At 71.8% G+C, this 12,760-nt stretch carries 8 protein-coding genes; 6 read left to right on the plus strand and 2 right to left on the minus strand.

Annotation, left to right across the window (positions count from 1 at the left end):
- Nucleotides 1-10 precede the first annotated feature (10 nt).
- Both CFP66_RS02655 and CFP66_RS02660 read right to left on the minus strand, forming a co-directional pair.
- Nucleotides 11-1,294, minus strand: a complete 1,284-nt coding sequence (locus CFP66_RS02655; protein ID WP_094920120.1) for a competence/damage-inducible protein A — start codon at nucleotides 1,292-1,294, stop codon at nucleotides 11-13.
- 1,090 nt (nucleotides 1,295-2,384) lie between these two features.
- Nucleotides 2,385-3,353 carry a patatin-like phospholipase family protein gene (locus tag CFP66_RS02660; RefSeq protein ID WP_094920121.1) on the minus strand — a complete coding sequence of 323 codons (969 nt, stop codon included), beginning with the start codon at nucleotides 3,351-3,353 and terminating at the stop codon, nucleotides 2,385-2,387.
- A 193-nt stretch (nucleotides 3,354-3,546) separates the two neighbouring features.
- On the opposite strand from CFP66_RS02660, the gene CFP66_RS02665 reads away from it, so the two are divergent.
- The 6 genes from CFP66_RS02665 to CFP66_RS02685 all read left to right on the plus strand — a co-directional run bounded on the left by CFP66_RS02665 (nucleotide 3,547) and on the right by CFP66_RS02685 (nucleotide 12,211).
- On the plus strand, nucleotides 3,547-4,812 hold the full coding sequence (locus tag CFP66_RS02665; RefSeq protein WP_158228010.1) for a glycosyltransferase family 2 protein: 1,266 nt from the start codon (nucleotides 3,547-3,549) through the stop codon (nucleotides 4,810-4,812).
- Nucleotides 4,813-5,386: 574 nt separating this feature from the next.
- Nucleotides 5,387-6,397 carry a 2-dehydropantoate 2-reductase N-terminal domain-containing protein gene (locus tag CFP66_RS02670; protein WP_094920123.1) on the plus strand — a complete coding sequence of 337 codons (1,011 nt, stop codon included), beginning with the start codon at nucleotides 5,387-5,389 and terminating at the stop codon, nucleotides 6,395-6,397.
- Nucleotides 6,394-7,653 carry a glycosyltransferase gene (locus CFP66_RS02675; protein WP_094920124.1) on the plus strand — a complete coding sequence of 420 codons (1,260 nt, stop codon included), beginning with the start codon at nucleotides 6,394-6,396 and terminating at the stop codon, nucleotides 7,651-7,653. Before CFP66_RS02670 ends, CFP66_RS02675 begins: the two co-directional genes overlap by 4 nt.
- Entirely contained in the window at nucleotides 7,650-9,884 is a 2,235-nt protein-coding gene (locus CFP66_RS02680; protein WP_094920125.1) for a right-handed parallel beta-helix repeat-containing protein, read from the plus strand. Before CFP66_RS02675 ends, CFP66_RS02680 begins: the two co-directional genes overlap by 4 nt.
- A 13-nt stretch (nucleotides 9,885-9,897) precedes the next feature.
- On the plus strand, nucleotides 9,898-10,809 hold the full coding sequence (locus CFP66_RS46945) for a polysaccharide lyase (RefSeq protein ID WP_143517081.1): 912 nt from the start codon (nucleotides 9,898-9,900) through the stop codon (nucleotides 10,807-10,809).
- A 43-nt stretch (nucleotides 10,810-10,852) separates the two neighbouring features.
- On the plus strand, nucleotides 10,853-12,211 hold the full coding sequence (locus CFP66_RS02685; RefSeq protein WP_143517082.1) for a nitrous oxide reductase family maturation protein NosD: 1,359 nt from the start codon (nucleotides 10,853-10,855) through the stop codon (nucleotides 12,209-12,211).
- Nucleotides 12,212-12,760: the final 549 nt, after the last annotated feature.

Below are 12,760 nucleotides of genomic sequence, written 5' to 3' on the forward strand. Positions count from 1 at the left end.
GCCCCGTCCGTCAGCGGGGGCTCGCCGCGCGCAGGAGCAGGTGCATGCCCGCGTCCGTGGCGCGCTCCCGGATGTCGGCGCGGCCGCCGGGCAGGCGCGGGTCCCGGGCGATGACCTGGCCGTCGCCCGTGGTGACGCAGAAGCAGACGTAGCCGACCGGCTTCGCGTCGGTGCCGCCCCCCGGACCTGCGACGCCGGTGATGCCGATGCCGACGTCGGCACCGAAGCGCTCCCTGGCCCCGTCGGCGAGGGCGCGGGCCACCTCCGGGGAGACGGCGCCGTGCGCCGCGATCAGCTCCGCGGGCACGCCGAGCAGGTCGGTCTTGGCGGCGTTCGAGTAGGCGACGACGCCACCCGAGACGTACGCCGAGGAACCGGCCCGGTCGACGAGCCGGGCGGCGAGCATCCCGCCCGTGCACGACTCCCCGGTGGCCACGGTCCAGCCGCGCTCGCCCAGCGCGGCGGCCAGCAGCTCGTCGGTGCTGGTGCCGTCGGCGCTGACCAGGTGCCGGGCGTGGCGGGCGGCCAGCTCGGCGTGCACCGCGTCGGCGACGGGCTCGGCGCCCGGCAGGGGGCGCAGGTCCACCTCCAGCTCGGAGCGGCGCAAGCAGGTGGTGATCTCGACGTCCGACACGTCGCGCTGCGCCTCGATCTCGCGCAGGGTGGCGGCGATCTCCGACTCGGGCAGCCCGAAGTAGCGCAGCGACCGGGCGCTCGCGGCGGGCACGGTGGCCAGCAGCTCCCGCACGGGCGCGGCCGCCAGCGCGGCGGGCCACATGCCCTGCAGCTCCCGCGGCGGGCCGGGCAGCACCACGACGAGCGGCCCGCCCGGGCGGGACACCACGAGGCCCGGCGCGGTGCCGACGGGGTCGAGGGCCTGGGCCCCGCGCGGCACCATCGCCTGCTTGCGGTTGGCCTCCTCCAGCGCGGGCCCGCCGAAACCGGTACGGGCGGCGAACCCGGCGAGGATCCCCGCGATGCGCGCCTGCATCACCTCGTCGAGCACGAGGTCGACGCCGGCGAACTCGGCCACCACGGCCCCGGTGAGGTCGTCGGCGGTGGGGCCGAGCCCACCGCTGGTGACGACGAGCACGCAGCCGTCGTCGGCGGCCAGCGCCAAGGCGCGCGTGAGATCACCGGGCCGGTCCCCGACCAGCTGCACGTGCGCCACCTCGAACCCGAGCGCGGCGAGCTCGCGAGACAGCCACGGCCCGTTGCGGTCGGAGATCGCCCCCGTCAACAACTCGCTCCCGGTGACGACGACGGCGGCGCGCGGCCGAACCCCAGCTCCCACGGGCCAGACCGTACGGGATCGCCGACGCCCGCCTGCCGATCACCGGAACACCATGTGCGGTGGCCACGGACGTCCACCGGTTCACACACCGGCCGGTCCGCGACCACCCCGCCCTTCTCCGCGCACCCGTCGACGGGGTGCGTGCGCACGCCTCGACCCGGCTCCCCGCCGCCGCTCCTCGCCGTGTCCCTGCCTCGTAGGCCGGGTTGCGGTGGGCGCGCCGTTCCCGGCTCGAGGCTTCCTGCTCCACCCCATAGCTGGGTCTCACGCGCAGTGGGTCCGACGCCGAGCCCGCCCGCCGCGCCGAGGGTGGCCGGTTTGGGTACGAGCCACGAATATCGTGGTCGTTCGGGCAAACGGCCTTGATCAGCAGACCAGGGCTGAGCCGCACCGGAGCGCGTTGCCGAGTCGGGGCCCGCGGACGCGTGATGGTGATCGCTGCGAGAAGTACCTGACGTCGCCGCGACAGCACCCACGCACTTCTCGCACCGATCACCCGGCCCTGATCACTCCGACCCGTACGCCACCGTCGCCGCCCCCGCACCCAGGTACTGATCGGATCGATCACCGCGGACCGTGCCCGTGCCAGCGGCGGTCTCCGGTGCGTACCTGGCCCTGCAGCGGCAATTCCGGTCGGTCGAGGGCGGATACCTGCTGGAACGCCAGATCGGCGAGCCATCTGCTCCGCAAGGCCCGGGCGCCCGCCCCCTCCGATCCGGCGACACCCTCGCAACCGACTCGATCTGACGCTCTTGGCGATCAGGACGGCGAGCAGCGTGCGAGAAGTACGTGAGCGACGCACACCGCCCGACGCCTGATCGAGGCCGGCGCGTGGTCACCGCACATGATCTGTCCGAGGAGCACACCAGGGCGACGCGGACGACGCTGGTGTGCGACTCGTCGCGATCATCGAGCCGTGATCAGCGCGAGAAGCACGTCAGCGCGGGGGTCACCACCATGGCGCGCCGCTCGGGACGATCAGCGCCGGGCCGGCCGTCGCCCGTGCCGCCGTGAGCGGTCCGAGGCGTGCGTCAGCACGGTCGTGACGACCGTGCTGCGCGGCTCGCAGCGATCGCGGCGGCCGATGGGGTCAGGCTGCCACCGCGGCGAGTGCCGACTCCGCCGACTCGTCGCCGATCCGGACGGCGTCGCCGACGCGGACGGGGTCGACGCACAGGGCGCCCATCCCGGCCGAACGGGCGGGGCCGATCGCGGCGAGGTGACCGGGCCCGCGGCCGGGGTGCGCGGCATCGGTGACCAGTCGCAGGTCGCTGCCGTAGCGCCGCGAACCCTGCGCGAGGCTGCCGAGCCCGGGAACGAGCCGGTCGAGCGTGCGGGCCCACAGCGACAGGCCCGCGTCGGCGTCGGGGTGCAGGTCGTCGGCGCCCCGGCACAGGAGCACGAGCACGTGTGTGGCGCCGCCGCGCAGGGCGCGGGCCATGGCGAGCGGCTCGGCGACCGATCCGTCGACCCAGCGCCTGCCCCCGTAGGCGACCGGCGGGCCGGACAGCAGGGGGATGGCCGCGCTGGCCCGCAGCGCACGCTCCCAGTCGGCGACGCTCGTCATCCCCTCGAGGGTGTGGGCCGTCAGGTCCGCGGTGTCGGTGGCCACCAGGCGCAGCGGCGCGGGGGTGCGACCCAGCTGGTGCCAGGCGAGCGGCTTGCGGTCACCGAGCACGTCGTGGACGAGGTGGTCCAGCGCCACCACCGGACGTCGCGTGCCGAGCCTGCGCATGTTGATGAAGACCTCGGTGCTGAGGTCCTCGGGGTAGCTGGCGGCGCAGGCGGCGGCGTCACCGGTGAGGAACGCGGCACCGCTGAATCCCCCGGAGGACGCCCCGTAGACCTCGTCGAAGGCCGGGACGAGGCCGGCCCGATCGAGCGCCCGCAACATCCCCGCGACGTACGCGCCCCGCATCCCGCCGCCGCCGATGACCAGCGCAACCCGGTGGGCGTCGGTGCGGGCGCCCGGTTCCGTGCCGGCCGCGCGCCGGTCCTGCAGGACGCCGAGAACCTCTCGGTCGCCGTGCAGGAAGGAAGCGGGGGACACCGTTGGCACCCGTAGAGCGTAACGGGAGGTGACGGTTACCCCGTTCGGGAGCCGCTCTCAGGGTCGCCACAGACGCTCGGCAGGTCGACCGGGTCGCCCCGTCGACGATCCGGACGAAACGGACACAGATCGCGCCGGCACGACATACGGTGGGTCTCGACGGACCTCCGCGAACAGCGGCCCCCCGCGAGAAAGGCCCCGGTTGTCGCCCTGGATCGCTCCTCCCGCACCCACCTGGGTCGGCGAGCTCGACCGACACGAGCCGGTCGCGCCCATCATCGTCGACCGGCGCTTCGGCGCCGCCCGCCTCCTGGTCACCGCAGGCGGCACGCCCATCGGCAGCCTCGAGCTCCCCCTCGTCGACGGGCGCGCGCGAGCCGCCACGGTCCGCCACGCCCTCGATTCCCAGTTGGGTGACGTGCCCGAGCCGGCCGCACCGCCCGCGGCGTTCGACGCCGTGACGGTGGTGGTGGCCACCCGCGGCCGGCCCGAGAGCGTCGCCCGCTGCGTCCGCGCCCTGCTCGACGGCGACCACCCGGACGTCACGGTGCTCGTCGTCGACAACGACCCGGTCGACGACCGCACGGCCGAGGTCGTGCGCGGCTTCGGCGACCCGCGCGTGCGCTACGTCCACGAACCGCGCCGCGGCGCCTCCGTGGGACGCAACCGCGGCCTGCAGGAGGCCGACACCGACATCGTGGCGTTCACCGACGACGACACCGAGCCCGACCGCGCCTGGGCCGTGCGCATCGCCGGAGCGTTCGCCGCCGATCCCGACGTGGCCTGCGTGAGCGGTCCGGTGCTCGCCGCCCGTCTCGCCACCGCCGAGGAACTTGCCGCTGACAGCGCTCTGGCCTGGAACAAGGGCTTCGAACGCCGCCGGTTCTCCCTCGCCGAGCCCCCTGACGACTCCCCGATCTTCCCGTTCTCCCCCGGGCTGTTCGGCATCGGCGCCAACCTGGCGGTCCGCACCGACGTCGCACGCAGCGTCGGCGGGTTCGACGAGGCGCTCGGCCCGGGTTCACCCACCCACGGCGGCGAGGACTGCGAGTTCCTCGTGCGCCTCGTGCTCGCCGACCAGGTGCTGGCCTACGAGCCGAGCGCATGGGTGCGCCACCACCACCGGCCCGGACCGGATGCGCTGCGCGAGCAGCTGCACGGGTACGCCATCGGACTCGGTGGCTTCCTGACGAAGATCGCCCTGGACCGGCGGGCGCGCGCGGCCGCGCTCCGCAGGCTGCCCGCTGCGGTGGCCCAGCTGCGGCGCATCTCCGCACGGGAAAGCGGTGCGGGCGACGGCATGCCCGCCGGCACCAGCCGCAACCGGCTGCACGGGCTGGCCCGCGGGCCGCTGGCCTACCTGCGCAGCCGGCGCGCCGCGCGTCGCGCCGGCGGCCGGGTGCCGCCGCTCGTGGCGGACCCCCCGCCCGCGTCGTCCGGATCGCGGTCGCTCGCCCTCGTGGGTTGAGCACGCGGACCCCGTGCCATGGCACGCACGGTGAGCCGCCGCACGCCGGTGGGAGGGGGCGATCCGCCCCACACGTGGGTCCCCCAGGAGCTCCTCGGCATGGAACACTCCGGGTGATCACTGCCCGTAGACCCGAGGAAGGGTCAAACGCGTAGCACCCCCTTCCGGTTGCGCGACGTGCGGTTCTGCGCGATGAGCGGTCACCCGCCCGCGCCGATGATCACCCCTTGACGGCCAGCGGTGGAATGGCAACGGCGAGCGGTCGACCGCGGGAAGTTACTGTTATTCACCGATGCGAGCGCAAATTCGTCCGAGCGGGTGAATCCAGTCGTGACGGAGGCCACAGCATTCCGTTACCAAGCGCTGCGGTACCGCAGGTCAGGTCACCCCACCGGATGACGTGACCTTCTTGTACCTGGCCAGCGACCTGGGGAAACCTCCGACGGCTCCCTGTAACGCGACCTCCACTCGTCACGATGGGTGACGTGAGACCTGCGAGATGGTGGAACGGAAGGCTGCGAAACCATCTCAGCGAGGCGATCGGACCGATCGTCATGAATTGGAGGGGCATTCCATGCAGTCGTCGAGGATCTTCATCGTCGGTTCCGGAGTCGTCGGGGCGGCGACCGGTGAGGGGTTCCTGAAGGCCGGGCACAAGGTGACGTTCATCGACGTCGCCCCCGCCCGCATCGCCGAACTCACCACCCGCGGGTTCGACGTCCGCACCGAGATCGACCTGTCCGGCGAGCCGGAGTCGCTGATCTTCCTCACCCTGCCCACCCCGCACGAGGGCCACCGCTACGACCTCACCGCCTTCGAGGCCGGCACCACCAGCGTGGGCAAGGCACTGGCCGGCTCCGCCACCCGCCACACCGTCATCGTGCGCTCCACCGTGCCCCCGGGCACCACCGAGGGCCTGGTCAAGGACACCCTCGAGAAGCACTCCGGCATGACCGCGAACGAAGGCTTCGGCCTGGCCTCCAACCCGGAGTTCCTGCGCGCCGTCTCCGCCGCCGAGGACTTCGCCAACCCGTGGATGACCATCGTCGCCGGGCGCGACCCGCAGACCGTCGAGCGCCTGCGCGACCTGCTCTCCCCCTTCGGCGGCGAGCTGCGCACCTTCACCAACCCCGCCGAGGCGGAGTTCATCAAGGCCGCGCACAACATCTACAACGCCACCAAGATCAGCTTCTGGAACGAGATGTGGCTCGTCGCCCAGAAGATGGGCGTGGACCTCGACCCGATCGCCGCCACCGTGGCCCGCTCGGCGGAGGGTTCGATCAACCCCCAGTACGGCATCCGCGGCGGTGCCCCCTACGGCGGCGTCTGCCTCCCCAAGGACACCACCGGCTTCCTCGGCTTCGCCGACACCATCGGCGTCGACATGCCGCTGCTCACCGCGGTCGTCGAGACCAACGACCGCCTCGCCGCCATCGTCTCCGACGAGGTCGACACCGCCAGCCACGCCGCCAGCCACGCACAGCTGCGCGAGAGCGCCGCCACCGCCACCACCGGTACCGCGGCCACCGACCCGGCCGACGAGGCCGTCGCGGCGAGCGGACGGCAGCAGCACGAGCCGGCATGAACCTGCCCGTCTACTACTACGTGCTGGGCACCCCGATCGGGGTGCTCGGCCTGATCCGGTGGGCCACCTGGCTGATCCGCCGCATCCCGGCGGTCCTGTACAAGCCGATCGTCAACAACTACCGGCTGCCGATGAGCATCGTGGTCCCCACCTACCAGGAGGACCCGGTCATCTTCGCGGCGGCGATCGAGTCGTGGTTGGCCAACCGCGTCGAGGAAGTCATCCTCGTGATCGACTCCTCGGACAAGACCTGCCAGGAGATCGCCCGGCGCTACCCGGTCACCGTCGTCATCACCGACGTGCCCGGCAAGCGCGACGCGCTGCGCAAGGGTTGGCGCGCCGCCCGCACCGAACTCGTCGCACTGGTGGACTCGGACACGATCTGGGCCCCCGACGTCGCGGCCGAGGTGTGCAAGCCGTTCGCCGACCCCCGCATCGGCGGGGTCGGCACGCGGCAGAGCGTCTACGGCACCAAGGGGTTCCTGGCGCGGATCACCGACATGTTCCTCGACCACCGGTACTTCGACGAGAACGCCAGCCAGAGCCTGCTCGGCCAGGCGGTCTCGTGCCTGTCCGGCCGTACCGCGATCTACCGGCGGCAGCTGCTGCTGGAGATCGAGGCGGAGTTCATGCAGGAGTCCTTCTGGGGCGTGCCCTGCCTGTCCGGTGACGACAAGCGCCTCACCACGCTCGTCCTCGAGCACGGCCACCTCACCTACATGCAGCGCACGGCCGTGGTCTGGTCGACGTTCCCCAGCAAGTGGCGCATCTTCTTCAAGCAGCGCGTGCGCTGGGCGCGCAACACCTGGCGCTCGGACATGCGCGCGCTGTCGCGGCCGTGGGTGTGGCGCCACCCGTTCCTGGCCTACACGATGATCGACAAGGGCCTCGCGGGCTTCACCGTGCTGCTGGGCCCGATCTTCATGGCCACCGCGCTGATCGCGCAGGAGTGGCTGATCGCCGCCATCCTGCTGGCGTGGTGGCAGATCAGCCGCGCGGCAAAGTTCCTGCCCCACATCATGCGGCGGCCCTCGTCGTTCTTCTTTGTACTGGGCTACGTCGTCGTCTCCTGGATCATGGCGCTGATCAAGATCCACGCGCTCATGACGATCCGGCACCAGAAGTGGGGCACCCGCCAGGTCGCCGTCGAGAACGGTCAGGTCGTCCGCACCGACGGTGCGGGCGGCGGCGACGAATTCGAGGAGGACGAGACCGTGCCACTGCGGATGGTCACCCACGCCGGACGCGCCGCATGACCGCCCCCCGGACGGGCAGCCGGCGGCTCGCGCGCATCATCGCCGCGAGCGTCGCGCTCAGCGCCATCACGCTCCCGGTGATCCCGGCCGGCGTCGCCCTCGCGGCGCCGGCCGGGGCGCTGGCGGCGCCTGCACAGCAGGAACCGCGGCCGCCCGGGGGCGACAGCGGGGGCAGTACTCAGGACGACCCGCCGAGTGACGGTGGCGGCGGCAACGACGGCGGCAGTGGCGGCGGCGGCAACGACGGCGGCAGTGGCGGCGGCGGCAACGACGGCGGCAGCGGCGGCAGCGGCGGCGGCAACAACGGCGGCGGCGCCCAGAACCCGGAGCCGACCCGCAGGCCGACGCCGCAGACCCCCAGGCCCGATCCCGAGGCCGAGGCCCGCAAGAAGGCCGAGGAGCAGGCGGCCAAGGAAGAGGCCAAGCGCGAGAAGGAGGCCCAGAAGGCCGCCGAGAAGGCCGCGAAGGAGGCTGCCGAGGCAGCCAGGAAGCGCGCCCGGGAAGCGGCCGAGCGGGCCGAGCAGGCGGCGAAGGCCCGGGAGTCCTGGGAATCGCGCGGCAGGCCGCACCAGATGATCACCGTTCGCGCGGACCGCATCGAGGTCGTCGACGAGGGGCGCCTCGAAAGCCTGGTGCCTCGCGGCGGGGGCACGATGACCCTCGAGAACCTCGACAACATGGTGCCCAGGGACTGGCTCGCGATGGACGGTCCCACCACCACCCTCGACGCGACCCTGGTGCTGACGCCGGGCACGTCCATGAAGATCGGCCCGGACATCCAGACGCTGCGGCTGACCGGTGGGCCGGAGATCCCCGACGCGTCCGCGATCTACACCGGCGGCGGGACTCTGAACCTGGAGGGCGTCACGATCTCCTCCCTCGACCCGGCGAGCCAGCAGCCGCTGCCGTTCGAGGCCGCGGGCCGGCCGTTCATCGAGGTGACCGGCGGCGGTGAGCTCAACGCCACCGACACCACGATCACCGACATGGGCACCCCCGAGCACGGCGAGGAGAGCGCGGAGCCGGGCCTCGGGTTCAACCCGGGCAGCACCGGTTCGCTCGTGCGCACCACGTTGCACCGCAACAACGTCGGGGTGGAACTCTCCGAATCCCAGAACGTGAAGATCGACGGGCTGACGGTCACGGAGTCGGAGAACGACGGCGTCGTGCTCAACGGCGACCGGGGCACGACGATGGCCGGGATCCGCGCGGAGCGCAACGGCGCCAACGGCGTGTACATCAGCGGGGAGACCGCCGAGCACCCGATCTCCGGGATCAGCACCGTCGGCAACGAGCTCTACGGCGTCGTCGTGTCCAGGATGAAGGGCGCGCAGGTCACCGGGATCACCACGGAAGGCGACCAGGCAGGCGGGCTCCGGCTGAACCAGGCCGTCGACGTCACCGTTTCCGACTTCACCGCGACGGACCAGCCGATCGGCATCTTCACCCACGTCGGCAGCACGGGCATCGTGCTCGACGGGATCCACATGACGAGTGGGCGCCGCGGTGTGGTGGTCGAGAAGAGCACCACCAACCTGGAGCTGCGCAACTCCACGATCGAGGGCTCGCGGGTCTCCGCCGTCAACATCGGTGGCAAGGACATCCGGGTCAACGGTGTGCAGGTCGCGGACGCCAGGTCGGCGGTGCGCCTCGAGCGCGGCTCCGGCCACATCCAGCTCAACGGGATGACGATCGACGGTGGCCGGGACGGCGTCGTCGCGTCCGGCGGCGCCGAGGACATCCTCATCAACGAGCTCACGGCGAACCACGTCGAGGACGACGCCATCCGCACCGAGAGCCCGGGCGCGCAGATCACCGGCGGCACGATCACCGGTGGCACCACCGGCATCGACGTTGCCGCGGCGGCCACGATCACCGCCATCACGATCAACGGCTCGAGCGAGGGGATCCACTCCCGCTCCCCCGAGCTGGTGCGGGCCGACAACGTCGCGATCGACGCGATCGACCTGGGCCTCAACGTCGGCGTCGGCAGCCCGTTCGTCCTCTCCAACTCCAGCGTGCACGCGCTGGAGGCGTTCCGGGGCGCCTTCGAGCAGGTTCCGCCCGGCTCGAACGACTTCAGCCTCCCGCCGCTGAACCTCCTGGGCGCCATCGGCGTGCCGCTGATCGTCCTGGCTATCGTGCTGGAGCAGGTGCACACCTTCCGCCAGCGCAAGGTCGGCGGCAACAAGCGGCGCTCGCCACCGGCGATCCCGGTGGGCGCCGGATGAGGAGGCCCACCAGATGTTCCCGTGGAAGTCCCGGTCCCTGAGCTCCGGACGCGCGGTCACCGCTGTCCTGGGCGTCCTGCTCCTCGGTGTCGCGGGATGCGGCGCCGGGGAGCAGGACCCGGCGACGACGAGCCCCGCCCAGGCGGGCGAGGGCGTCGAGCCCGCGGCACTCGAGGAGTTCCTGGGCAACGACCTGACGATCGCCGGCGAGGGCAACTTCGGCCTCGACATCGCGTCGCTGGTCGAGGACCCGGACGCCCCGGGCGGCGTCCGGCTACGGGCGTCATACCCGGAAGGCTCCGCGAGCCGCGGCACCGACGGTCCCGATGGCGGTCTGCAGGCCTACATGGAGCTGCCGACACCGGTGGACGTGCTCGACCTGACCTACCAGGTGCGGTTCCCGGAGGGGTTCGACTTCGTCAAGGGCGGCAAGCTGCCCGGGCTCTACGGTGGCACCGAGAACAGCGGCGGTGACATCCCGGACGGCGAGGACGGGCTCTCCACCCGGTACATGTGGCGTGCCGGCGGTGAGGGCGAGGTGTACGCCTACCTGCCCAGCTCCGAGGAGCACGGCACGTCGCTGGGCCGGGGCTGCTGGACCTTCACGCCCGGCGACTGGACCACGATCCAGCAGCGGGTGCAGCTGAACACCCCGGGCACGGCCGATGGCCGGATCACCGTCTGGCAGGACGACCGGGTCGTCCTCGACCGCGGTGGCATGGAGTTCCGCTCCACCGACGAGCTCCAGATCGACGGCGTGTTCTTCTCCACCTTCTTCGGCGGGGGCGACTCGTCGTGGGCGAGCACCTCCGACCAGCACGTCGACTTCGCCGCGTTCGAGCTCACCGAGGGCTCCGCACCGCCGCCCGGTAACCCGGGGGCATCCGAGGACGACAGCGACTGCGGCACACCCGACGAGTCGTGACCCCCGCCGCCACGAGCACACCGACCTGAGGAAGACCGAGACGATGTCCCTGCCCCCCGCCCGCCGCACGGTCCGCGCCACCACCCTCGGTGTGCTGGTGGCCACGGCCGCCCTGCTCGCCGGTGCCTGCTCGGCGCCGACGCCGGACCCGATCGCCCGCCAAGAAGCCGCGCCCAACGAGACGATCGACCCGGCGCAGCCGTGCGTCCGCGAGCCGGCCTCGACGGGAGGGGCCGAGCAGCCCGCGAGCGGGGACGTCAGCGCGAGCTTCGTCGCGGCGACGAACACGATCGAGCTCCGCAGCGGCACGGGTGTGTCGCTCCCCGCGCTGGCCGACGCCGTCGGCAACGACAACGCCCTGCGCCAGGTCGGCGAGGGCGAGTGGGAGCTTCGCGCCGACATCTCCGTGATCAACGGCGCGTCGCTGCACGTCGCGGCGCCCGAGGTGCGCTGGCTCAAGCTGGTGAGCGAGGAGGGCAAGATCGCCTCGCTGAAGCCGCTGGGCCAGGGCAGCGGTCTCCAGATCGACGGCTCCTGCATCACGTCCTGGGACATCGCCACGAGCACCGCCGACACCAACCAGGACGACGGACGCGGCTACATCCTCGCCCGTGACGGCGCCGTGATGAACATCGACAACGCCGAGATCCGCTACCTCGGCAACGGCGACGTCGAGTCCTACGGCCTGTCCTGGCGTACCGAGGGCACCACCGGGAGCATCACCAACAGCGTGTCCTCCCACAACTACTTCGGCCTCTACAGCTACGAGGTCGGCGGGCTCGTCGTCGCCGACAACGAGTTCCACGACAACTCGCTGTACGGGGTCGACCCGCACACCGGTTCACACGACATGACCATCGAACGCAACGTCGTGCACGACAACGGCAAGCACGGCATCATCCTCGCCGAGGACTGCGTCGACAGCGTCATCCGCGACAACATCGTCTACCGGAACAACCACCACGGGATCGTGCTGTACCTGAACTCGGACCGGAACACCATCGAAGGCAACGACACCTTCGCCAACGTCGCGCAGGGCATCAACATCAACGAGTCCAACGACAACATCATCCGCGGCAACCGGGTCTACGACAACAAAGAGTCGGGTATCGGCATCACCCAGACCAGCAAGAACAACCTGGTCGAGGACAACCAGGCCCGCGGCAACGCGCAGGACGGCGTCCGGGTGGTGAGCGAGGCGGCCCAGACCACGCTGCGCGCCAACACCCTCGGCGAGAACGGCCGCTACGGCGTGTACGTCGACATCGACGGCGACGTCGACATCGCCGGCAACACGATCTTCGCCAACCGCTCCGGGATCATGCTCAAGGGCTCGGCCATCGTGCCCGACGGCGACAACTCGATCTTCAACAACGCCGAGGACGCGATCGTCAACGACTGACGAAGGGCGGGACCGTCGAAGGGCGGGACCGACGACGAGCGCGGCAGCGGCCGAACACGCTGCCGCGCTCGTCGCTTTTCAGGAGACCCATCGCCGGTCGCCGCTCCTGGCACCGCATGCTTCCGCTCCCCGAGCGACACGTGCCCTTCCTGCACCTGCCGCGGGTAGAGCACTCTGAGTGAGCGGCCCACCCGGTCCGCCGTGCCGGACAAACGCCTCAGGTGCTGCAGGGGTGCGCACGTGAGCGCCTCGTGTCGTCGAGCGGCGCCACCATCAGCGCCCGGCGGCCGCCGTAGCGCCTGAACGGTCGTCCACAAGTGGGTTACGACAGATCTCCGAAACGGAGCCGAATTCACCGGACCAGGTGCATTCTGGTGTGACCCACCTCACACGATTGGTTGCGCGCAGCTGAACGAACGCGCACCGCGCTACCTGGCAGAGTCCCTGCCCAACGCCCCGCTCATGCCGCTGAGCTGGAGCGACAGCACCCTCTTCGGGCACGCCGGACGACGGCCGTCACCGACCGTCAGCCCCGTCTACACGATCGTG

Origin of the sequence: Pseudonocardia sp. MH-G8, from assembly GCF_002262885.1 — a bacterium.
Classification (GTDB): domain Bacteria; phylum Actinomycetota; class Actinomycetes; order Mycobacteriales; family Pseudonocardiaceae; genus Pseudonocardia.